This is a genomic window from Mesorhizobium sp. 1B3 (assembly GCF_050958605.1).
Lineage (GTDB): Bacteria > Pseudomonadota > Alphaproteobacteria > Rhizobiales > Rhizobiaceae.
Genome location: NZ_JBJHDO010000005.1, coordinates 423,679 through 444,764, shown reverse-complemented (window position 1 = coordinate 444,764; position 21,086 = coordinate 423,679). Strand labels below are relative to the sequence as shown.

General features: G+C 61.7%; 20 protein-coding genes and 2 pseudogenes. 11 read left to right on the top strand and 11 right to left on the bottom strand.

Annotated elements, in window-relative coordinates; genetic code table 11:
* The first annotated feature begins 191 nt into the window (after positions 1-191).
* The gene (locus tag ACCO56_RS16775; protein WP_433641923.1) at positions 192-401 is read left to right on the top strand and encodes a heavy-metal-associated domain-containing protein; all 210 of its coding nucleotides are present in this window, start codon (positions 192-194) and stop codon (positions 399-401) included.
* 215 nt (positions 402-616) lie between these two features.
* On the top strand, positions 617-1,618 hold the full coding sequence (locus tag ACCO56_RS16770; RefSeq protein ID WP_433641922.1) for a cation diffusion facilitator family transporter: 1,002 nt from the start codon (positions 617-619) through the stop codon (positions 1,616-1,618).
* A 367-nt stretch (positions 1,619-1,985) separates the two neighbouring features.
* Here the strand turns inward: ACCO56_RS16770 and cueR are convergent, their stop codons facing one another.
* Together cueR and ACCO56_RS16760 are read right to left on the bottom strand one after the other, a co-directional pair.
* Positions 1,986-2,435 (bottom strand): Cu(I)-responsive transcriptional regulator, encoded by a 450-nt coding sequence (gene cueR, locus ACCO56_RS16765; protein ID WP_433641921.1) that lies wholly within the window; start codon positions 2,433-2,435, stop codon positions 1,986-1,988.
* Positions 2,436-2,493: 58 nt separating this feature from the next.
* Positions 2,494-4,998 carry a heavy metal translocating P-type ATPase gene (locus tag ACCO56_RS16760; protein ID WP_433641920.1) on the bottom strand — a complete coding sequence of 835 codons (2,505 nt, stop codon included), beginning with the start codon at positions 4,996-4,998 and terminating at the stop codon, positions 2,494-2,496.
* A gap of 133 nt (positions 4,999-5,131) precedes the next feature.
* On the opposite strand from ACCO56_RS16760, the gene ACCO56_RS16755 reads away from it, so the two are divergent.
* Together ACCO56_RS16755 and ACCO56_RS16750 are read left to right on the top strand one after the other, a co-directional pair.
* Positions 5,132-5,290, top strand: coding sequence for a heavy-metal-associated domain-containing protein (locus tag ACCO56_RS16755; RefSeq protein ID WP_433642025.1), 159 nt, complete (start codon positions 5,132-5,134; stop codon positions 5,288-5,290).
* A 73-nt stretch (positions 5,291-5,363) separates the two neighbouring features.
* On the top strand, positions 5,364-5,534 hold the full coding sequence (locus tag ACCO56_RS16750; protein WP_433641919.1) for a hypothetical protein: 171 nt from the start codon (positions 5,364-5,366) through the stop codon (positions 5,532-5,534).
* Positions 5,535-5,864: 330 nt separating this feature from the next.
* Here the strand turns inward: ACCO56_RS16750 and ACCO56_RS16745 are convergent, their stop codons facing one another.
* Together ACCO56_RS16745 and ACCO56_RS16740 are read right to left on the bottom strand one after the other, a co-directional pair.
* The gene (locus ACCO56_RS16745; protein ID WP_433641918.1) at positions 5,865-6,881 is read right to left on the bottom strand and encodes a 2Fe-2S iron-sulfur cluster-binding protein; all 1,017 of its coding nucleotides are present in this window, start codon (positions 6,879-6,881) and stop codon (positions 5,865-5,867) included.
* Between the two features lie 10 nt (positions 6,882-6,891).
* Positions 6,892-7,158 carry a glutaredoxin family protein gene (locus ACCO56_RS16740; RefSeq protein WP_433641917.1) on the bottom strand — a complete coding sequence of 89 codons (267 nt, stop codon included), beginning with the start codon at positions 7,156-7,158 and terminating at the stop codon, positions 6,892-6,894.
* Positions 7,159-7,435: 277 nt separating this feature from the next.
* On the opposite strand from ACCO56_RS16740, the gene ACCO56_RS16735 reads away from it, so the two are divergent.
* The 4 genes from ACCO56_RS16735 (at position 7,436) to ACCO56_RS16720 (ending at position 9,297) form a co-directional block, all read left to right on the top strand.
* Positions 7,436-7,885: an ArsR/SmtB family transcription factor gene (locus ACCO56_RS16735; RefSeq protein WP_433641916.1), complete on the top strand. Its 450-nt coding sequence runs from the start codon at positions 7,436-7,438 to the stop codon at positions 7,883-7,885.
* A 363-nt stretch (positions 7,886-8,248) separates the two neighbouring features.
* Positions 8,249-8,608 (top strand): VOC family protein, encoded by a 360-nt coding sequence (locus tag ACCO56_RS16730; RefSeq protein WP_433641915.1) that lies wholly within the window; start codon positions 8,249-8,251, stop codon positions 8,606-8,608.
* Between the two features lie 200 nt (positions 8,609-8,808).
* Positions 8,809-9,051, top strand: coding sequence for a hypothetical protein (locus ACCO56_RS16725; protein ID WP_433641914.1), 243 nt, complete (start codon positions 8,809-8,811; stop codon positions 9,049-9,051).
* 51 nt (positions 9,052-9,102) lie between these two features.
* Positions 9,103-9,297 carry a hypothetical protein gene (locus tag ACCO56_RS16720; RefSeq protein ID WP_433641913.1) on the top strand — a complete coding sequence of 65 codons (195 nt, stop codon included), beginning with the start codon at positions 9,103-9,105 and terminating at the stop codon, positions 9,295-9,297.
* 77 nt (positions 9,298-9,374) lie between these two features.
* On the opposite strand, the gene ACCO56_RS16715 is transcribed toward ACCO56_RS16720, so the two are convergent.
* The 5 genes and pseudogenes from ACCO56_RS16715 to ACCO56_RS16695 form a co-directional block, all read right to left on the bottom strand.
* On the bottom strand, positions 9,375-9,743 hold the full coding sequence (locus ACCO56_RS16715) for a hypothetical protein (RefSeq protein ID WP_433641912.1): 369 nt from the start codon (positions 9,741-9,743) through the stop codon (positions 9,375-9,377).
* Between the two features lie 318 nt (positions 9,744-10,061).
* Complete coding sequence (locus ACCO56_RS16710; protein WP_433642024.1) at positions 10,062-10,433, bottom strand: PRC-barrel domain-containing protein; 372 nt, start codon at positions 10,431-10,433, stop codon at positions 10,062-10,064.
* A 231-nt stretch (positions 10,434-10,664) separates the two neighbouring features.
* Positions 10,665-10,955: a hypothetical protein gene (locus tag ACCO56_RS16705; protein WP_433641911.1), complete on the bottom strand. Its 291-nt coding sequence runs from the start codon at positions 10,953-10,955 to the stop codon at positions 10,665-10,667.
* Between the two features lie 758 nt (positions 10,956-11,713).
* Positions 11,714-12,901, bottom strand: coding sequence for an MFS transporter (locus ACCO56_RS16700; RefSeq protein WP_433641910.1), 1,188 nt, complete (start codon positions 12,899-12,901; stop codon positions 11,714-11,716).
* Between the two features lie 11 nt (positions 12,902-12,912).
* A pseudogene (locus ACCO56_RS16695) lies at positions 12,913-13,937 on the bottom strand (chemotaxis protein CheB).
* Positions 13,938-14,116: 179 nt separating this feature from the next.
* Between ACCO56_RS16695 and ACCO56_RS16690 the strand changes: the two are divergent.
* Positions 14,117-17,138 (top strand): annotated as a pseudogene (locus tag ACCO56_RS16690) (CheR family methyltransferase).
* Positions 17,113-17,508, top strand: coding sequence for a response regulator (locus ACCO56_RS16685; protein ID WP_433641909.1), 396 nt, complete (start codon positions 17,113-17,115; stop codon positions 17,506-17,508). Before ACCO56_RS16690 ends, ACCO56_RS16685 begins: the two are co-directional and overlap by 26 nt.
* A 70-nt stretch (positions 17,509-17,578) precedes the next feature.
* On the opposite strand, the gene ACCO56_RS16680 is transcribed toward ACCO56_RS16685, so the two are convergent.
* Together ACCO56_RS16680 and ACCO56_RS16675 are read right to left on the bottom strand one after the other, a co-directional pair.
* Positions 17,579-19,012 (bottom strand): amidase, encoded by a 1,434-nt coding sequence (locus ACCO56_RS16680; RefSeq protein WP_433641908.1) that lies wholly within the window; start codon positions 19,010-19,012, stop codon positions 17,579-17,581.
* A complete protein-coding gene (locus tag ACCO56_RS16675) occupies positions 19,009-19,647 on the bottom strand; it encodes a helix-turn-helix domain-containing protein (RefSeq protein WP_433641907.1) in 639 nt (212 codons plus the stop codon). The genes ACCO56_RS16680 and ACCO56_RS16675 overlap by 4 nt, the downstream gene beginning before the upstream one ends.
* A 96-nt stretch (positions 19,648-19,743) precedes the next feature.
* Between ACCO56_RS16675 and ACCO56_RS16670 the strand changes: the two genes are divergently transcribed.
* A complete protein-coding gene (locus tag ACCO56_RS16670) occupies positions 19,744-21,066 on the top strand; it encodes a TRAP transporter large permease (RefSeq protein ID WP_433641906.1) in 1,323 nt (440 codons plus the stop codon).
* The last annotated feature ends 20 nt before the right edge of the window (positions 21,067-21,086 follow it).

Below are 21,086 nucleotides of genomic sequence, written 5' to 3'. Positions count from 1 at the left end.
CGTTCTGACGAGTTCCGACACGTTGCTCTCGAAGGCGGCAAGACCATGGCGAATCTTGAGACCACTGTCTTTACGACAATCGAAGCTCTTCCTGATTGCCCACCTCAAAGTGCGAAATTTTTGCCTTCGTGCCTTGACCTTACAACGATGGAAAGCTCCATTTGTCATGGAAGCCAACCAAGGAGGCTTCCATGTATCTCTTTACTGTTCCCAACATGACGTGCGGCGGTTGCGCCAAATCGGTTACCAAGGCGCTGCAGAGCGTCGATGCCGGTGCGAAGATCGAAACGGATCCGCCGAAGCGTGAGGTGCGCATTCAGTCTTCCGCGACCGAAGCCGACCTCCGTGCAGTTCTGTCCGAAGCAGGTTATCCGGTCGAGGATAAGCCAGCTGCCGCCTGACATTCGCTCGTTTCACGGCAACCTTGCGCAGCTAATTTAACCCAGGCGGCGGGTCGTCACGCCCGCTCCGCCAATCCGAGAGACCACGATCTGGCCGGATAGATTATCGGCGCACTCAGACGAGGCGCCGATTTTTCCTTGCGCAGACGGTTGACGCACAACATATGAATATTTATTCAACTGTTTGATTTAAAGTCAGCCGACTGGACCACCCCATGGCACACCGCTCTCCCTCCCACAGCGACCATCACAATCACGCCCGTGGGCACGATCATGGCCACGACCACGATCACTCGCATGTTCCGACGGTCACGAAGGACAATGAGCGCAAGATCCTCATTTCCTTTCTGATCATCTTCTCCTTCATGGTCGTCGAAGCCATCGGCGGTGTTATCTCCGGCTCACTCGCCTTGCTTGCGGATGCCGGCCATATGCTGACCGATGGGATCGCGCTCGGTCTCGCTTATGTTGCCTTCCGTCTTGGACGACGGGCCGCAGATGGACAGCGCACCTTCGGCTACGCTCGCGTCGAGGTGATCGCGGGCCTCGTCAATGCTCTAACGCTGTTCGGAATCGTCGGCTGGATCGTCTATGAGGCCATCGAGCGGTTCCAGAAGCCCCATCCAGTCTTGGCCGGTTCGATGTTTGTCGTTGCCGTCATCGGCATGTTCGTGAACCTCTTCGTGCTCTGGTATCTGACGCGGGGCGATTCCGATCACGTCAATGTCAAGGGCGCGGTACTGCATGTGATGGGCGACCTGCTCGGGTCGGTCGGCGCGATTGTCGCCGCCATCGTGATCTGGCACACGGGCTGGGCTCCCATCGATCCGATCCTGTCGGTGTTCGTGTCCCTGCTGATCCTGCGCAGCGCTTGGAGCTTGCTGAAAAACACGCTGCATATCCTGCTCGAAGGTGCTCCCGACAACGCCCGCAGCCCGCAGATATCCGAACATCTTCGCAAGACCGTTCCGGGCATTCAGAACGTTAGTCACATCCACGTCTGGTCACTGACCTCCGGCCGCGTGCTGGCAACTCTCCAGGTGCAGCCGATCGATGGCGCCGAACTTCGTAATGTTGTCAGGCAAGTCGAGCACGAACTGAAGACGACGTTCAATATCGAGCACCCGACAGTCGGCATCGATTGGGATGCAGACACCGTTTGCAGTCTGGAGCAGCCCAGCAACGCGACGGTTTCCCATGCCGGCCACTCACATTGAACACCGCTCCTCATGGAGCATTCGGCAAATTGGGAAGTTTGAACGTTGTACCAGGTAGACACCCTTCACCGGTAGCCAGAACGAGCTTAAAGGATCGATGACAATCAGCGGCGGCAGGAACAGGGTCGGTGGTTTAGGGGACCGGCCAAGAAATCTGCCTGAAAGGAGTCCTGCCGTTCCCCTGGCCATCGAGCGAGCAGAATATCCTCACTACGCCACACCGCCCTATCGTCATCAGAACACGACGTTCCGCAAGCCCGAAGCCTTGAAAACCAGGAGCCCCTGCCTCCCTCTGGCAGGGGCAAAACACGCGCCAAATTGCATCGCTTTGCCACAAGCTCAGCCGTGCTGGCTGCGGGATCTGCTCTCACTGCATGGCACGCTCTATAGCACCGGCGCGCGGTTGGACCGAAAGGTCTTCCCCTTCCTGATCCGTCTCGAGCCGCTGCAGGATCGGGCAATGCGGGCGATGGTCACCGTGGCAGGCATTGACCAGCATCGTGAGCGAAGCGGACATGTCCTGAAGATCCTTGATCTTCTTTGCCAACGCGTTGATATGGCCTTGCGCCAAGCGTTTGACCTCCGCACTTTGTCGCGTTTCGTCACGCCAAAGGCCGAGAAGTTCCCCGATCTCGGCAACGGAAAAGCCGAGGTCGCGCGCGCGGCGGATGAAGCGCAGCATATGGACATCCGTGTCCGAATAGTCGCGGTAGCCGGACGACCTTCGATCGGCAGCCGGAATGAGGCCGGTCTGCTCGTAGTAACGGATCATCTTGGCCGACACGCCAGATGCTTTGGACGCACGTCCGATGTTCATGCATTCTCTCCGTAAGAACGACAGCCGACCCTGAATATAGGATCGGCTGTCCTGTTTATCAGCTCTGGACCTTGAAGGTCTTGAGCCTGAGAGCATTGCCGAGCACGAAGACGCTCGACAGGGCCATGGCGCCGGCAGCGAAGACGGGCGACAGCAAGACGCCGTAGGCTGGATAGAGCAGACCCGCGGCAACCGGGATCAGAGCCGTGTTGTAGGCGAAAGCCCAAAACAGGTTCTGCCTTATGTTGCTGATCGTCGCCTTGGAAAGCGCGATCGCGTTGGGCACTCCTTGCAGGCTGCCCGACATCAGGACGACGTCGGCCGCCTCGATCGCAATGTCCGTACCCGTGCCGATGGCGAGGCCCACATCCGCTTCGGCCAGAGCCGGGGCGTCGTTGATTCCATCGCCCACGAAAGCGACCTTGCCATGCTCGGCCTTGAGGCGGCGAACCGCATCGACCTTGCCGTCCGGCAGCACTTCCGCCACCACCTCGTCGATTCCCAGACGTGCCGCAATGGCTTTGGCCGTGCGTTTGTTGTCGCCGGTGATCATCGCGACCTTGAGGCCGAGATCGTGCAGCGCCTTGATCGCGGCGGGCGTGGTCTCCTTGATCGGGTCAGCCACGGCGATGATCGCCGACAGCTTGCCGTCGATCGCAGCATAAAGGGGCGACTTGCCCTCGTTTCCGAGACGTTCGGCGATCTTCGAGAAGGCTGCTACGTCATGGCCAAGTTCGACCATGTAGCGGTCCGCGCCAATCTCGACATGCTCGCCGTCGACCACGGCTTTGACGCCGAAACCCGTCACCGATTCGAAGTCAGACACGGCCGGCAGAGAGATGTTCTCCTTGGCCGCAGCGTCCACGATCGCACGGGCGATCGGATGTTCCGACTTGGCCTCGACAGCAGCGACAAGGCCGAGCACGTTCGCCCGTTCAAATCCGGCGGCCAGTTCCAGGTCGGTCAAGGCCGGCTTTCCTTCGGTCAGCGTGCCTGTCTTGTCGACCGCGACGACCTTGGCGTCCTTCAGCAACTGGAGCGCTTCACCCTTGCGGAAGAGCACGCCCAATTCGGCGCCCCGGCCGGTGCCCACCATGATCGAGGTAGGCGTCGCCAGGCCCATGGCGCACGGGCAAGCGATGATCAGGACGGCGACGGCATTGACCAGCGCGAAGGTGAGCGCAGGCGACGGCCCGAAATAGAACCAGGCGCTGAAGGTGAGAGCCGCCAACGCGAAGACTGCCGGCACGAACCACATGGTCACCTTGTCCACGATCGCCTGGATCGGCAGCTTGGACCCCTGCGCTTCCTCGACCATGCGGATGATCTGCGAAAGCACGGTGTTGCCGCCGACCGCCGTAGCGCGGATTGCGAAAGCGCCCTTCTGGTTCACGGTTCCGGCCACGACCTCGCTGCCGTTCTTCTTGGAAACCGGAATCGGCTCGCCGGTGATCATAGATTCGTCGACATAGCTCTCGCCTTCGACGACTTCGCCGTCTACCGGGATGCGTTCGCCAGGGCGAACGTCGACGACGTCCCCCGAGAGCACCGAGTCGATCGGCAGTTCGACCGTCTTACCACTCCTGCGCACGCGCGCCATCTTGGCCTGAAGGCCGACCAGGCGCTTGATCGCTTCGGACGTGCGTCCCTTCGCGCGGGCCTCAAGCAGGCGGCCGAGCAGGATCAGCGTCACGATAACCGCGGCTGCCTCATAATAGACGTTGATCGTTCCGGGCGGCAGGAAGCCGGGCGCGAAGGTCGCGACCAGCGAGTACCCGTAGGCAGCGAGCGTACCGACAGCGACAAGCGAGTTCATGTCGGGAGCAAGACGCCAGAGCGCTGGGAGCCCTTTGTCATAAAAACGAATGCCCGGAATGAAGAGCAAAAGCGTTGTCAGTGCAAACTGAATGTACCAGTTCCACTGCATGCCAATCGTCGACTCGATGAGGCCGTGCACGCCCGGAATGAGATGCGATCCCATTTCCATGAGGAAGACCGGCGCGGTGAGCACGGCCGCGATGGTGAAATCGCGAGTCAGTTCCCGGCGCTCGGCTTCCTTCTTCTCGGCGCGATCGTCCGTCTCCGCCTGGGTGGGCCCGGCTGCCGCTGCGATCACCTTGGCGTCGTAGCCCGCGTTCTCGATTGCCGCCACCACGGCGGCCGCATCGGCAGTTCCCTGGACAGTAGCCTTCTCGGTAGCGAGATTGACGACGGCGTTGGTGACGCCGGGTATGGCTTTGAGGGCCTTTTCGACACGACCCACGCAGGAAGCGCAGGTCATGCCCTCGATCGCGACCTCCAGCGGGGCCGCCGCCGGCGCGGTGAAGCTTGCCGAAACCGTATAGCCTACATCCTCCACGACCTTGATGAGCGTGGCGCGATCGACCGGAGCGTTTGTGGTGATGCTTGCCTTTTCGGTCGCCAGATTGACGACCGCGTCCGCAACGCCGGGCAAGGCCTTGAGGGCCCTTTCGACACGACCGACGCACGACGCGCAGGTCATGCCCTCGATGGGTAGCGACAGTGTTCCAGACAGGTCTGTTGCTCGAACGGGGGCATTCATAGCCGCCTCCTTTCTCGTTCCAAAAATCAGCTTCGGACGAAAATGGGGTTTCCAACGATGGGAAGGTCAATAGCAGGAATTCCTTTTGGCGCCACTTGACCTTCCCATCGTTGGAAACCCCACCTTCAGCGTCATGAGATCAACGAGGAGAAATCCCATGAAACTCAAGATCGAAGGCATGACGTGCGGCGGTTGCGCCAAATCGGTCACAGAAGCAATCCAATCCGTCGATCCGAATCCAGGATCGAGGTCAATCTGGCCGCACGCACGGCCAAGCTCGAGACGACCGTGACGCCGCCGGCCCTTCAGCAGCTTCTTGAAGAAGCCGGCTATCCGGCGACCGCGAATTAAATGAGAGCACGATCATGAACAAGCTGACCCCAATCTTCATCGCAGGCGCCCTCGCTATCAGCGCGGGCTTGGCGATTGCACAGAGTCGGATGAACACGAACAACACGATGCCCGGCCACGACATGCAGGACCACTCGATGCCGGCCACCGACAATCCGTCGAAGTCTACGTTCAAACCGGCATGATTTACCGAGTTCAACGTCTCGGCATGATGGTTCAACCGGCGCCGCTACAATAGCGGCGCCGGTCTCGTCGGTAACCGGTTCAGATGCCTGCGGCAGCGCTCTTGGTTTCGCTTGCCCACTCAAACGATCAAGCAGCGCTCGCAATTGGCCTTCGTCCACCGCATCCGCGACCATCAGGGCGCGGACCAAGGGATCGGAGAGCAGCTCTTGAACGGTCGGTTCCGAATCCCAGTCGGTACTTTTGCACATGTGACTCTCTCATGACCTGTCGGACCAGCGTTGATTTCTGCCGGCGATCCCGTCGCGCCGGATTCGTCGATCCCGAGCGTTTCAATCCTCCTGACCTTCGGACGTGAAGAACACGTCGGCATGCATGTCGCCGCTACGCAGCCCGCGTGCAAACGCCACCTCCATTGCCGCATCGACCATGGGCGGCGGACCGGCGACGTATGCTTTCCATCCGTCGAGATCCACGAGATCCTCGGCCACCGCCTGGGTCACGAAGCCATGTCGGTACTCAGCGGCCCTTGCCTCGGACAGCACGACCGAGAAGGTGAGATTGGCATTGCGTTGGGCCAAGGCTTGAAAATGCTCGACAAGGTAGAGGTCGCGCTCGCCGCGTGCGCCGAAGTAAACACGAATAGGCTGCTTCATGCCGTGGGCGAGTGCGGTTTCAACGATGGATTTGATCGGCGCAAGCCCGGAGCCGCCAGCAACACACAGGATCGGTCCGGAATGATGCTGGCGCAGATAAGAAGAACCCAATGGAAATTCGAGCGTAACCTTGTCGCCGGCCTTCAGCACGTCATGAACATGCTCCGAGGTCACGCCACCCGGAATGCGGCGAATATGGAATTCCAAGCTGTCATCGCCATGCCGGTTAGCCATGGAGTAGCTACGGGCGGGCGCTCCAAGGAACTCGATCTGCGCATATTGCCCCGCCGTGAACGGCAAGGGAGCAGCGTCCGCAGGCGCAACCCGCACCAGCTTGATATCGCGGGTGAGATCATCGAGCCCGATCACGATTGCGTCCAGGCGTCGTGGAGGCTCGACGCCGGCGTCGTCGTCGCTGCCCAGCCAGGCGACAGCCGCCTTCGTCTGAGGCAGCGCGCGGCACGCCAGGATCAAGCCGTCGGCTTTCTCTTCCTCGGTGAGCGCAAAGCGCGAGTGCTGGAGCAATTCCACCTTGCCCTCGATCAGCCGGGACTTGCAGGAACCGCAGCGACCGGACCGGCAACCGTGGGGATAAGGAATGCCGGCGGCAAGCGCGGCTTCGAGAATGGCCTGCCCCTCCTGGACTTCGATACTGGTCCGCGCCTGGCGGACATCGACGAATTTGGCTGTCATGTCCGCTTCCTCACGCACCCTCTGTCAGCCCAAGCGCTTTGATCAGGCCCGGCTTCTGGCTCGGGAATGTTCCGTAGAAGACCTCTGACCCGACGATGGTGATGGGGGCCACCCGAACGCCGGTGCGCGCCTTGGCCTCCTCGGCGATTTCTGGGTCGGTCAGGTCGCGCTCCTCGTAGGCGAGCCCTTGCTGGGAGAGCCAACGCTTGAGGGCATGACAGTCCTGGCAGGTCGGCGTCGTGTAGATGAGGATGTGCGGCACGCTTGTTTGCGTCATGTCCTTGCCTTTCGCTGATGCGGCGTGGTTTCGCTCCCGGCCGGCCGTCAAATGGTCCCTGCAATGAGCGAGATTGTCGTCAGCGTGCCGCTTCCAACGCTTGTAAGGTCAAGGCTGTTGTTGCACGGAAAAGAACATTATCGGCCAGGGAAGCAGAGCCGGCCACGACATACGGGGATGTTGCCGGTTTCAGCGGCGCCAAGGCTGTCAATCGACAGTGACCGCGTCGCACATTGTGATTGCTTGCTCATTCGGTAGATTGGACATGATTAACAATGTGGACAGCATCTCGCCGGCAAACGAGGCGGGCCCCGTCCCCGGTACAGGTATTTTATGCATGACTGCTCTCAAGCCGAAAACGAAGGTCGACAAACAAGCAGCGGCAAAGCCGGCCGATGTGGAGACGCACCACCATCTGGACTATTCCTCGCTCTCGCAAAACGAGATCACGATTCTGGCGGAAACCTTTCGCCTGCTCGGCGATCCTTCACGGCTGAAGATTCTCCTGAGTTGCGTGTCAGGTCCCATATCCGTCGGCGACATTGCTGAAAAGCTTGATCTGTCACTGTCGCTCGTCAGCCATCATCTGCGTCTCCTGCGTGGAGCGCGTCTCGTGAAAGGCGAGCGCCAGGCCAAGCAGGTATTCTACGCGATCGCTGACCAGCACGTCAGCCAGGTCCTGCAGGATATGGCGACGCATATCTCGGAAGATCATTCGGATGAGTGATCTTCCGGCATCGACTGGCTGCGAGCGCCTGGCTACACTGATCCGTCTCAAGGCCACGGAACCCTATGGGCGGCCTTGAGAACGCCGCCGAGCCGCCGAATATATGGACAACCTATGAGGCCAGTTCTCGTCCAGAAGACGGCGTGTATCAAATCGCTTCCGACTTCATGGCTGCGTTGGGCCGTTAGCAGTCATTGGTGGCACTTGCCACATAAGACCGGATGATTTCACGGTAAAATTCACCGATCCGGCTCTGCGGATCTCGATACCGGATGGCGGGACGGCATCAGATTGAGCGCGCTCGGCCCCCGGAACCTTAGCGGTCAAGCAGGCGTTCATTCCGGTCGGCTGGAGGAGAGACAAATGAACCTGCAGAAGATCTATACAGCATTGCTGACCGCAGATCTTGCGGCGGCCGAAGACTGGTATTCAAAGGTGCTCGGTCGAGGCCCGGATTACCGGCCGATGGACACGATGGTGCAATGGGAGCTCTCCGAGCAGGGCGGACTCGTGCTCTCAACCGACAACGAGATCGCCGGCAGAGGCATGATGTTTCTTGTCGTCGGCGATGTCGCGGCCGAGCGCTACAGGTTGCAGGGACAAGGGATCGTGCTCGGGGATGACATTGAAGGCGACTACTCGACGCTGGCGCAAGTGCCTGATCCCGACGGCAATCTGCTCACGTTGGCTACGCCGCCCTCGCGACCCTATCCGCCAGCATGACCACGGGAGGCTCCCATGTCCAAAACAGCGAAACCGGATAAGCCCCCCAAACCGACACCGCCCTGTCCCAGCGACAAACCGCCCAGGGACACCCACGACAGCCCAGCGCCGAATCCGGACGGAAACAACACGCAGGAAAAGGTGGAGAGGGTTCGGCCCAACCTGAAGCGTTAGGTCACACGCCAAGCTCGAGACTATCGATGATGAGCGTGTCGGTGAGTACGGGCTCGACCTCGGGGCACCGCGAAGGTGACAATGTCTCGGGTCTCGACGAGGACGACGCCATTCTCATGGCGCTGGTGCAGCTTCTTGACCGTGGCCGACACCGGCCAGGTTTGTTCCGTCTCCGTCGGCGGGGCCCCTGGGCTCTGGCCCGGTACCGAGGCGATGCGCTTCAGGCCAACCTGCCCCTGCTTGAACTTGCCGCCGCACGCCATGTTTGATTACCTTGATCATTTTCATAACCGAGCCATCAAACTCTGGGAGGGTAGGCCGTGATCATAGACTATATCGATCAGATCATCATGTTTTGCGCGGGCGTTTGGGTCACCGCAGTCGGTTTCGGATATTTACCCCTACCAGGGAAAGCTGCCGCCCAGCCGCCTTGGGTTACGGTGGCCGCCGGGCATTTCAAGTGGATGGGTCCACTACTGTTGGTAATTGCCGTCGCGTTGGCGATAGCCAGATGAAGTGCGGCGCTACGCGTTGAGGAGAATTGGCATATGTCTCAGGAGCACTTCGGCACGATAAGGTGAAGCCGGCCGTTTCATTCGGGGAAACCAGGCAATCCGTGGCTCCAAGATTTGGTGTACTGTCGAAATTCGATCTCCCGACTCCCAACTAACAACCGCTGCTCTTTCAGGAAACGCCGCCATGTCACGGCCGATGCGGTGAGGATCAGGCCATGCCGCGTCCGCTCCGGCCTCACAACGCGCAGGCCATCTTGCGCATATTTCTCGACAGCACGTATCACCGCTGCCTCAGCATCGTTCCACGCTTGCGCTCGGACTGCCTCAGCGGCGCGGCCCCGATCCCCCAGATAATCAAGTGCAGGCTCAACTAGCCGTACTGACAGTTCAATCTGCCGGCGGCTCCGGGCCGTATCGATAAACTTCAGAGTCTCCGTATCCAGCATAGGCGCAATTCTCACGCGGGATGCGCAACCGTCAACCCGGTGCAGCAGCGCGAGATTCGTCAAACAGAAGAAATAGCCCAGTCCGGCGGACCGCTCGCTTCCCACCTCGGCTTGGCGATGGCTTCGGGCAGCGACTTGTGTGAAAAATCTCGCGACGTGCGTTTGGGAGGGGCGCAACCTATGACTTGGCCAATGCACGAGTCAAAATCAAACCGTCCTATTAGGCAGGAGGCAATCCCGGATAAGGGATCGGCTCGAGCGTCGGGTGCCCGCCGGTTAAGGGCAAGCAACCCGATAATATTGTCCGCCACTGTTGGCCTAGACCCAGTACGGCGGCACGCCGTAGTAGTCGTAGATGCGCCGGCCGTTGTCGGCATTCCAGTCGTATTGCTGATCAGGCGCGTAGTGAGGTGCACCTTCAACTTGTTCTTTGGTGACATCGACCCGGAAGCCTTCCAGGGTCGTGTCGTATGTCAGCTTCTGCCACGGCAGCGGATAGTGGTCGTGCCCAATGCCGAGAAAGCCGCCGAAGCTAAGAACGGCGTAGGATACACGCCCGCTGCGCTTCTCCAGGATCAGCCTCTCAACCTTGCCGATGTGGTCTCCATCCCTACCATAGACGTTCGTCCCTACGACCATGTCGCTGGCAATGAGGTCGTGGGTTTCTTTCACGTCGGGGTCTTTGTTCATCATGTCGTGGCTCCATGCGTTTTGCATGGCATCAACGCTGTCAGAGCCTTGGCGTTCCAAGCTGGTCCGCGCCCTTCGGTGGCGAGAAGGCCCCTTCTCCACACCGGCAAAACTGCTGCGAGGCTCGGGAAAGCGCGTGTACCCCGTCGACCACAGCCGCACAGGGCCGGACCAGACGCTACATGGTCCGCTTACGGTCAATCCTCTTTCTGCCTCGCCCGCCTGATTATCCTAGTATAAGCCAACCGCGAGATGCGCCCAGGTGGCGACGACTGCAGCAGCAATCATCAATATCGCGATCACCTTGTTTGCTGCACCACTCACGAAGCGCAAGACGAACTCAACTGCCAGCCACACGCCGCCGAGGAGGACAGCCGCAGCGCTGAAATCTTCTGCGCCCCAAGCCACTTCATCCGTGAACTGCATCGCGACGGCCGGCATAAGCATGACCGCTGCCGCGAAACCGGCAAACATCGAGCGCCATTTGAGCGTGAGCTGATGACTATCGCCTTGCTTGAACATCCGAGTTTTTCCGACCATTTCAAGACCGTCGCCGGGGAATGCGGCGACACTATGCCGTTCCCGCCCGATCTGGGTGCAGGCCAGGCAAGTCGAACGCTGCCGCCGGTTTGTGAAACCGGGCGGGCTCCGAAGCCTGCCAGAAAATATTGAGCTTGCTAGACCAGCTTAAGGACTGAAGGTTCTTTTCGGCTGCCGTCTGTGGTCCGGAAGCCGCCGAAATCCCTCCATCGCGCCGATGCCGTATCGGATAGGATCGTTGAAAGGCAAGAATCGTTTAGTGCTATCGTCCGTCCTCCCGGTCCGCGACGGCCGCATTTCGAGGCGGATTTGCCAAGACTGTGAGGGGTGACGCCGGAACAGAAAAATGGCCGAACCCAAAGGCCCGGCCAAAATGTGAAGGTCAAAACCTTCAGAGGGGAACGCGTCGGGCGCAATGGGAGGAGAACGTCCGACGCATCTTGGAGATAGGAGCGAATTGGCACAGTTTCAATTGCTACACAGCGACTTCATTCGACCATGAAGAGGAATCCATTGCGCCAGCCACTTTGTGCCAGTTGGCCGTCCTCAAAAGCCAGCATGCTGGGAGGACACTCTGCTGATCGGTGTGCAACTTACTTCATGAATGCATCCCTGGTCGACAAGACGCGCTATTCAAGACTGCTCGCCAACGATCAGTTCGTGGCACTGGTTGGATGACGCAGCTGTCGTTCGGCTGTCGCAACACACGCACAGGCGACGACCACCGTCTTACAAAGGTTTCAAACGGATGTCGTCGACCTGTCTCGCAGTCTCACAGCCAGCGGCAATGACAAGGCACACAGCGCCGCCATGATGAGGAAGCCGCGCGGGCCATAGGCTCCGTAGAGCCGACCCGAGATCCAGACGAGGCTCGCGGTCGCCAGCCCGGGCCCGACCGCATAAAGGGCCTGCGCGGTGGCCGTCAGATGCGCCGGCACCCTGTCGGCGATCAACCGCATGCAGGCGAGATGCATCAGCGCGAAGGTGAAGCCGTGGAGCGGCTGCACGGTCGCGAGCATCCAGATCGCCGTGGTTTGTGCTTCCACCATCCAGCGCAGGATTCCGGCCCCCGCTGCCAAAGCGGCGGCCCCGGCGACACCGAGCCGGCGCAGCAGGATCGGCCCGACGAGGACGAACACCACCACCTCGGCGGCGACGGCTTCCGACCACAACAAGCTGCTCGCCGCCGTGCCGACCCCGGCCGCCGTCCAGCGGATTACCGAAAACGTGTCGTGCATCGCATGGCTGCCATAGACCAGCGCTGCGATCACGATCACGCGCCGGAAGGTCGCAAGGCCGAGCAGCTCGCGCACACCGCCGATCATGCTTTCCCCGATCGGGTCTGCGGCCCGCTCGGCGCGGGTGTCGGATTCGGGCACCAGCACAGCGCCGAGCAAGGCGCCGGCGAGCAGTGCCGCATGCATCCACACGATCGCACTCAGGTCAAAATGGCCGACCACCTGGCCGGCCGCCAGCGTGCCGGCAATAAAAGCCGCCGACGCCGCGCCACGCACCCAACCATATTCGAAGCCGGGTCTTCGCACTGACGCGCGCACCGCAAGCGCATCGGCCAGTGTCGGGATCGGGGCCAGCGCAGCTGCCTGCACTAGGTGCACGATCAACAGGAGCCAGAAGCCTTGCGCGCCGATAAGTCCAAGCGCCGCCATCACAGCAATCACGATGCAGGCCGCCAGGATGGCTCGGAGAGCGCCGAGAATATCGGCAGCGCGATTGGCGAACGGTCCCGCGATCAGCCGTATCGCGGTGCCTAGCCCGAACAGCAAGCCCAGCTCTTCGGGCGTCAGGCCACGCGCTTCGAAATACCGCGGCCAGAACGGCGACGCTGCCCCGAATGCCGCATACATCGCGGCATAGAGGCCCAGGAAGGTCGATAGCGGGCCGATGCGAGACATGCGAAAGCTTGCCACGGAGCAGCTCCTTACTCCGCAGCTGTCGCGGCGATGGCCTCCATGCGCAGGATCGCATCACGCACGACATTCAGCTCGTGCTGATATTCGCGCACCCTTTCGGCCCAGGTGTCCTGTACCAGATTATGGCCGCGTTCGGCTGCCTGCTGCTGGAGCTTGCGCGCCAGCACGACCTTCTCTTCAAGGGCACGGACCGCGCTGGCGAGAGCGCGGCGGAGGTTCTCGTCGACCGCGACATCCATCAATACGGCCGTGTAGGTATGGCCGACGTGGCAGCGATAGCGGGTGAGACCACCCTCGTCGAGCTCCCACATTACCCCGTGGCAGTCGGGGCAGGCCAGCACCGAACGCCGGCCGAAGCGATCCATCTCGTCCATATCGCTACGTCCCGTCTTGGCGATCTCCACCTCGAACCTGATCTGCTCCGGCACCGCGACCGGCTCTCCGGCGGGCTGGTGCACCAAGCTCTCCAGCAGGCGCGCCATGTCCTTGAGACAGACGACGTGATCCGGCTCCACCATGCGCAGTGCGTTTTCGGGCATGTCTGGAAAGGCCGCATCGTCGGGATGCTGAACCACACTCATTCCACCGCAGGAGCTGATCGCCCACAAGCCGGAGGCTCCGTTGCCCAACGTGCCGGTGAGGACGACGCCCACGGCTCGCGCCCCACAGCACGCCGCGACGGACGAAGCATCGGGTCGATCGCGGGGCGGGCATTGTTCTCGCGTGGGCCGGCGCCGAGCAGCAGCCGGTCCTCCTCGACCAGAAGATGCCGGTCGGGCGGAGCGATAAAGATTTGGCCCTTCCTGAGGCGCACGCCATCGGTGGCGAAGGCTGCGGGCAGCGGCCCTGCACGCGTGAGCAACTCGTCGAGCACCGAGCGGTGCTGGTTCGACAAGTGGATCGTGACCAGCAAGCAGGCGGGAAACTCGGGAGGCAATCTTTCAGTCAGATACTGCAGCGCCGCCACCCCCCCCCGGCAGAAGTACCGATCGCCACGATGTCCCTGTTGGCCATGTGCGCATCCGTCCAGCATCGCCCCGCACTGGGAAAACGTCCTCGGCCGGGCAATGTTCCTCCGAGTCCAAGGCGAAAAGAGGCGATCAGGCTGCTTCTGCTGTTTCGGAGTTGAAACCACACTGGACATTGAAAAGTTGAACGTCTTTGGGAGTCCTTAGATCATCAGATCCGCCGACATAGCCGGGGACGCGTGCCATGGATGAGTCCGAAGAACTACAACATAGCACGGAAGCTAATCCGATCATCGTGGGGATCGGCGCTTCGGCGGGCGGGATCAAGGCGCTTCAGGACTTTTCGCGGCCCTGCCGGAAACAACCGGTGCAGCATATATCGTCATCGTTCATCTGGCTCCCGATGTCCAGAGCGAGCTGGCCGCGGTGCTGGCAACGCGCACATCCGTGCCGGTTGTGCAGGTCAGCGGATCGGAAAAATTGCGGGCTAACCGTGTCTATGTGATCCCTCCGGACCGGCGACTCGAGCTTGACAATCACGAGGTTGCCTCCGCGGCCTTCGGTGAGCCTCGAGGCCGGCGTGCGCCGGTCGACCTGTTCTTCCGCTCGCTCAGCGAACTGGGGGACGGCTTTGCCGTCATCCTCTCGGGAGCGGGTTCGGACGGTTCTGTGGGTGAACGCAAGGTCAAGGAAGCGGGCGGGATCATCCTTGTCCAGGATCCGAACGAGGCAGACTATTCTTCCATGCCGCGCAATGTCATCGCAACGGGCGCCGCCGATTTCGTGCTTCCCGTCCGGGAATTGGCCCCGAAGCTGGCGGACCTGATCCGAACCAAGAGCGGCGGCGGGAGCGGCGAAGGCCGACACATGGACGAGGAGCTCCTGCGGCGGGTTCTTGCCCATGTGCGGGTGCGTACCGGCCACGATTTTTCGAAATACAAGCGATCCACGGTTCTTCGTCGGATCGCACGCCGGATGCAGGTGACCCGCGCCGATGATCTGCTGGCTTACTACGAATATCTGCGCGACAATGAGGAGGAAATCCAAGCGCTGCTCGGCGACCTCCTCATCTCGGTGACGAGCTTCTTCCGCGATCGAGACGCCTTCGAGACGCTCAGGACGCAGGTGCTTCCCCAGCTGTTCGAAACTAAGGGCGCGAAAAAAACGATTCGCGTCTGGGTCCCCGGCTGCGCGACGGGCGAGGAGGCCTATTCGGTCGCCATGCTGCTCTCGGAGGAAGCCGCGAGGCAGGACGAGCGGACAGCCATACAGGTCTTCGCCTCCGATATGGACAGTCGAGCCCTGAACATTGCGCGCGAAGGACAATTTCCGGCCGCAATCGAGCCGGACGTCAACGAGGATCGGCTGCGGCGCTTCTTCACGCGCGAGAAGGAAGGATACCGCATCCGGCAGGAAGTGCGGGATCTGGTCCTGTTCGCTAGCCATGATCTTTTGAAGGACCCACCCTTCTCCCGTGTGGACCTGATCTCGTGCCGCAACCTGCTCATCTACCTCGATCGTGAGTTGCAGGAGCAAGTCTGTACCACTTTCCAGTATGCGCTGAAGCCCGGCGGTTATCTGCTTCTCGGCTCGTCGGAGGCAGCCGATAACCCGCCAGGTTTGTTCCGCGTCGTCGACCGCAACGCCCGTATCTATCAATCCACCACCCTCAGAGGCGAACGGCCACGGCTCCTGCCACGATCGCTTGGCAATTACGCGCTGCGTGACAGCGGCGTGCCGGGGGTACGCAACCATTCCCCAGGGGCAGTGCTCGGCGATGCGGTCGTGCACCGGAGGGCAATCGAGAGGCTCGCTCCACCCAGCATCCTCGTTGATCAAGGTCACAAGGTCGTCCACCTTTCCGAGCATGCCGGCCGCTTCCTTCAGCCCTCCGGCGGCCCGATGAACACCGACATCGTGGAGCTTGTGCGACCGGAGCTCCGGTTCGAGCTTCGGTCGGCGCTGCATAGGGCGTTCGACCAGCATCAATCCACCCTCAGCCTACCTATCCCGGTGCGTTTCAACGGCTCCGTGCATCGGGTCATACTCCATGTCCATCCGATCGCGGACGGGAATGGCGAAGAGTCCAACGCGGCCCTGGTGCTATTCATCGAAGGGCAAGCCGCAACCGGCCGTCAAGCGGGTGCGTCCGAGGATTCCTCCAGTGACGATACAGTGCGCCGCCTCACGGAGGAATTGGAGCTGACGCAAGCGCGGCTGAGAACGGTGCGCGAGGAATCGGAAGCCGCCAATGAGGAATTGCGGGCCGCCAACGAGGAATTGCAGTCGATCAACGAGGAATACCGTTCGACCTCGGAGGAGCTGGAGACCAGCAAGGAGGAGTTGCAGTCCATCAATGAAGAGCTTCAGACCGTCAACAGCGAGCTGAAGCTCAAGCTGGAGGCGATCTCCAGGGCGCATAGCGACCTTCAGAACCTGATGGCCGCGACGGATTTCGGCACGTTGTTCCTGACTCCAGACTCCGTATCAAGCGCTTCACGGAGCAGGTTACGCGGCTGTTCAGCGTCACCCCGAGCGACGAGGGCCGACCAATCACCGATTTCGCCCACCAGCTGGAATATGTCGGCCTGATCAAGGACGCTCGCGCGGTGTTGTCGGACCTCGCTCCGATCAGACGTGAAATCCGCAGCCAGGATGGGCGCTGGTACGACGTGCGCCTGCGTCCTTATCGCACCGTCGATGACAAGATCGACGGTGTCGTCATCACCTTTGTCGACGTCACCGAAAGACGCCAGGTCGAAGAGGCGCTGCGCGCCAGCGAACAAGAGCTCAGGCAGCAGAAGGCGCTGGTCGAAGTGTCGCGCGCTCCGATCTTCGTGTGGGATTTCGATGGCGGGATCATCGATTGGAACCGCGGAAGCGAGGAGCTGTACGGCTACAGCCGGAAGGAAGCGCTAGGGCCACCTGTTGCTCTGAAAGCCGACTTGGCGACGCCGGTCGGGCTGGTGCTTCACGAACTCGCCACCAACGCGGCCAAGTATGGATCTCTTTCCGTGGCTGGGGGGCGCGTGAGCGTGAGATGGGCAGTCGATCGCGGGAACAACCCCGCATTCAAAATGGTTTGGGAGGAGAAGAACGGTCCGCAAGTCGGCTCCCCAGAGAAGACGGGCTTCGGAACATTGCTCATCGAACGCGGCATTCCGGGGGCGATTATCAGGTGCGAGTTTGGTCCGGCGGGCTTTGCTTGTTCGATCGAGATACCGCTGGATCAGCTATCCAGTGACGGAGGCGGCAATAGGGGATGACCAATTTCCCTACCTGAAGGGCGCTCGAGTTCTTGTCGTCGAGGATGATCCGCTATTGCTGATGGAACTTGAGGCGATTCTCCTGGAAGCCGGTGCTGACGTCATTGGTCTTTGTCGTTCGGTAAACGAGGCAATGCCGATCTTGGATCGTGGCGGCATTGATGCCGCGGTGCTCGACTTCGGTCTCGGCACGGAAACAGCCGCGCCAATAGCGGAACGGCTGACGGCCGACGGGACCCCCTTCTGCTTCTACACCGGACAGGTCCCCACCGATCCGCGGCTTGCGGCCTGGAACACCTGCGTGATCCTGCAGAAACCGGCCCATCCGCAGACGATCGTCACCACAGTCGCCGCATTGATAGCGGGCTGAATGGAGCTTGTGCTGGCTGAACGTAGTTCGCGCCGACAGGTGACGCGCATTGAATGACCCGGAGCGCCCCTCACCCCAGCTGCGGACGCCGGTGTGCCCAAGGTTGAGCCTGCTCCATCTGTGCGGCGAGCGCCAGCAGGGCGGCGTCTTCGCCATAGCGGCCGGCAAGGTGCACGCCAACCGGCAGGCCATCGGCTGAACAGTGCAGGGGCAGGTTGATCGCCGGCTGGCCGGACGCGTTGAATGGGGCCGCGAAGGGGGCAAGCGCCAGGAGCTTGGCGAGGAAACGGTCGATGTCTCCGTCGTCGGTCGGAAGGTGGCCGAGCAGCGGCGGTGGCATTGTCATCGTCGGGGAGAGAAAGACGTCGAAGCTCTCAAAGAAGGCGGCCATCCGGCGCACCTCGAGCTGCATCCGCGTGAGATTGCCGAGATAATATTCAAGGCTCGCTTCGCGCCCGCGGGCAACAACCGCTGCGGTCTGCGGTTCGAGTTCGCCCTCAGCCAACGGCCGGCCGCGTTGGCGTTCCAGCATTGCCACCATCGGTCCGAGGCTCGTCATCAGCACATTGAATTGCGAATGAACGACGGCGCTCCAATCGAAATCCGGTCGCGACTCCTCAACCCTATGACCGAGGCCCTCCAACAGTCGGGCCGCCTTCTCGACCGCGATCACGCATTCCTCGTGGATCGGCTCGTCCTGAAGCGATTTCTTCCAGAAGCCGATGCGAAGTCGCTTCGGCGGACGTTTGATTGCCGCGACGAAACCGCCTTCCGGCGGCCGCACGAAATAGGGCGCTCCGACGTCCGGACCCGCAGTGATGTCGAGGATCGCCGCGGTGTCGCGGACCGTGCGGGTGACGGCGTGCTCGTGGCTAATGCCGTGCGCGGCATCGCCGCGATGCGGCCCATAGGGGTTCAGCCCACGGGTCGGCTTCAAACCCACCAGTCCGTTGCACGATGCCGGTATCCGGATCGAACCACCGCTGTCGGTGGCGTGGGCCGCCGGCAGCATGCCGCTCGCCACCGCCGCACCGGCGCCGCCGCTCGAGCCGCCGGCGATATGTTTAGTATTCCAGGGGTTGCGCGTCGCGCCGTATCGATGGGGCTCGGTCGACGCGCTCAGGCCGAACTCCGGCGAATTGGTACGGCCGAGCATGACGAACCCGGCGGCCCGAAGCCGGGCGATCAACGTTGAATCGAAGGGTGCTGGCGGATCGACGAACATGCGGCTGCCGTTGGTCAGCGGCAGCCCTCGCACCGGCGCATGGAGGTCCTTGACGAGGTAAGGCACGCCCAGGAACGCCGGCCGGTCAGTGCGGTTTTCCACTTCGTCCAGCGCCTGCTCATAGGCCTTCAGGATCACCGCATTGACCAGCGGGTTCAGTACCTCGATGCGGTCGATCGCCGTCTCGACAAGCTCGCGTGGACTGATCTCGCCGTCGCGGACCAACTCGGCGAGGCCTGTCGCGTCGTACGACTCGTAGTCGGATCGGGAGAGTGTCATCGCTGCGCTCCAGGAAGTTCGACGGGCGGCACGCCACCCGTTCCGCAAACAATGTTGAGAATCGTCGCGTCTTCGGGGCTGACCGAGATGTAGGCATGGCCCATCGTCGCGTCGTAATAGGCGCTGTCGCCGGCTTCCAGACGGATCGGCGCGTAGAACTCGGCGTGCAGCTCCACCGTGCCCGATATGACGAAGACCAGCTCCTCGCCGGGGTGTCGGATCAGGTCGGGAAACTCGTCGATGCTGCGGGCGGTGACCCGGACGACCGTGGGGTCCATTCCCTTGCGGGTCAGACCGGTAGCGAACGGCTCGTAGACATAGGTCCCGGTCGGGTGCTTCCGGCGCTCGGCCGCTCGCGTCACGTCGAGCCGGCCGCTCGCTTGCACGGTCGCAGGGCCCTCCAACAACGACGACAGGTCGATTGCGAGGCCGGCGGCAAGCTTCAGCAGCACGTCATAGGTCGGCGACATGCGGTCGTTTTCGATCTTGGAGATCGTCGAGGTTGCGAGCCCGGCCCGGTCGCTCAGTTCCTTCAAGGTCAGCCCCGTAATCTTCCGCAGGCGGCGCAGGCGCGGCCCAAAAGCTGCCGCCTCGCGCGCATCTTCGGGGGAAACAGACTTCACCGCCGACAACATCGACCACTCCGTAATCATCCTGCCATGCGTAACATCGGAAAATTCGTTTGACAAATTTTCCTAAAGGAAAACACTAGGGCGAAAAATGGGTGATTAATGGCCTGGTTGCTCGTCATCCTCATCACCGCGGCCTCGCTCGCCGGCGGCGTAGCTATTGCCTACGTGACCGGCGCGGCGGCCGTGCTGAGCTTCATTGCGGCCGACCAGACGCGCCACCTCGCGATCCTGCCGCAACGCGTATTGTCCCAGCTCGACGTCTTCACCTTCCTCGCCATGCCACTGTTCATCCTGGCCGGCGAACTGATGACCCGGGGCGGCATCACGCGCGCGCTGATCGATCTGGCCATGCTCATCGTCGGCAGACTCAAGGGCGGTCTCGGGCATGTCAACGTCGCCACGGCGATCTTCCTGTCCTCGATGTCGGGCTCCGCAGTCGCCGATGCCGCGGCGATTACAAGCGCGCTCGTGCCGGAGATGGAGCGGCGGGGCTATAAACGAGAATATTCGTCGGCGCTGACGGTCGCCTCTTCGGTGCTGGGTCCTCTCATACCACCCTCGATCGTGATGATCTTCTACGGCGCGTTGATGAACGTCTCGGTAGCGGCATTGTTCGCAGGTGGCGTGCTGCCCGGCCTGCTGCTGGCAGGCGGTTTGTTCGCTTATAATGGCTGGGCCGCCAGGCGCTACGACCATCCCGGGGGGCGCGGCGCCGAGATGCCTCCGCTGCTGCCGACGATGTTTCGCTCGATGCCGGCGCTCACTGTACCCGCGATCCTGCTGGCCGGGATCATCTTCGGCGTGGTGACCCCGACCGAGGCGGCTACGTTGGCGGTCATCGCAGCGCTTGCCATCGGCTTCGTCTATTCCTGGTTGGAGCCCGGCGCAACGCCGGCTAGTGCGATCGCAAGCCTCGGACGGCATCTGAACGGCGCCTTGGAGCGCGCCGCAATGCTGACCGGAGCAATCTTCGTCATCCTGTTCGCGGCGGCGATCTTCGGCTACCTGGTCGCGATCGAGGGTCTGCCTGACGTGGTGCTGCACTTGGTCGAGACCGCCGGCCTGTCGGGCCTCGAGTACATGCTGCTGATCACGGTCGTCTTCCTGCTCGTCGGCATGGTTATGGACAACACGATGGCGCTGGTGCTGCTGGTACCGTTGCTGGTGCCGGCCGCAATCGCCGGGGGCGCCGATCCGGTCCATGTCGGCGTCGTCACCTGCCTCAACCTGACGATCGGCTTGATCTCGCCGCCCGTGGGAGGCTCGCTGATGGTGGTCTCGGCGATGAGCGGCGTGCCCTACCTGAAGCTGGCGCGCGCGGTGCTGCCGTTCTTCGCCATTGAGATAGCCGTTCTCCTGGTGCTCGTCATCTTTCCGGAGATCACGCTCTACCTTCCGCGCCAGGCCGGCCTAGTTCCATGAATCAAATGCCTGCAGAACAA

What these genes read in the sequence shown, in the direction of transcription:
- ACCO56_RS16740 (WP_433641917.1), bottom strand. Translation starts at nt 7,158, where the DNA reads ATGACGCAAACAAGCGTGCCGCACATCCTCATCTACACGACGCCGACC.
- ACCO56_RS16750 (WP_433641919.1), top strand. Translation starts at nt 5,364, where the DNA reads ATGAACAAGCTGACCCCAATCTTCATCGCAGGCGCCCTCGCTATCAGC.
- ACCO56_RS16670 (WP_433641906.1), top strand. Translation starts at nt 19,744, where the DNA reads ATGGCCTGGTTGCTCGTCATCCTCATCACCGCGGCCTCGCTCGCCGGC.
- cueR (WP_433641921.1), bottom strand. Translation starts at nt 2,435, where the DNA reads ATGAACATCGGACGTGCGTCCAAAGCATCTGGCGTGTCGGCCAAGATG.
- ACCO56_RS16715 (WP_433641912.1), bottom strand. Translation starts at nt 9,743, where the DNA reads ATGCTGGATACGGAGACTCTGAAGTTTATCGATACGGCCCGGAGCCGC.
- ACCO56_RS16725 (WP_433641914.1), top strand. Translation starts at nt 8,809, where the DNA reads ATGATGAGCGTGTCGGTGAGTACGGGCTCGACCTCGGGGCACCGCGAA.
- ACCO56_RS16755 (WP_433642025.1), top strand. Translation starts at nt 5,132, where the DNA reads ATGAGATCAACGAGGAGAAATCCCATGAAACTCAAGATCGAAGGCATG.
- ACCO56_RS16680 (WP_433641908.1), bottom strand. Translation starts at nt 19,012, where the DNA reads ATGACACTCTCCCGATCCGACTACGAGTCGTACGACGCGACAGGCCTC.
- ACCO56_RS16775 (WP_433641923.1), top strand. Translation starts at nt 192, where the DNA reads ATGTATCTCTTTACTGTTCCCAACATGACGTGCGGCGGTTGCGCCAAA.
- ACCO56_RS16730 (WP_433641915.1), top strand. Translation starts at nt 8,249, where the DNA reads ATGAACCTGCAGAAGATCTATACAGCATTGCTGACCGCAGATCTTGCG.
- ACCO56_RS16745 (WP_433641918.1), bottom strand. Translation starts at nt 6,881, where the DNA reads ATGACAGCCAAATTCGTCGATGTCCGCCAGGCGCGGACCAGTATCGAA.
- ACCO56_RS16770 (WP_433641922.1), top strand. Translation starts at nt 617, where the DNA reads ATGGCACACCGCTCTCCCTCCCACAGCGACCATCACAATCACGCCCGT.
- ACCO56_RS16760 (WP_433641920.1), bottom strand. Translation starts at nt 4,998, where the DNA reads ATGAATGCCCCCGTTCGAGCAACAGACCTGTCTGGAACACTGTCGCTA.
- ACCO56_RS16705 (WP_433641911.1), bottom strand. Translation starts at nt 10,955, where the DNA reads ATGTTCAAGCAAGGCGATAGTCATCAGCTCACGCTCAAATGGCGCTCG.
- ACCO56_RS16675 (WP_433641907.1), bottom strand. Translation starts at nt 19,647, where the DNA reads ATGTTGTCGGCGGTGAAGTCTGTTTCCCCCGAAGATGCGCGCGAGGCG.
- ACCO56_RS16710 (WP_433642024.1), bottom strand. Translation starts at nt 10,433, where the DNA reads ATGAACAAAGACCCCGACGTGAAAGAAACCCACGACCTCATTGCCAGC.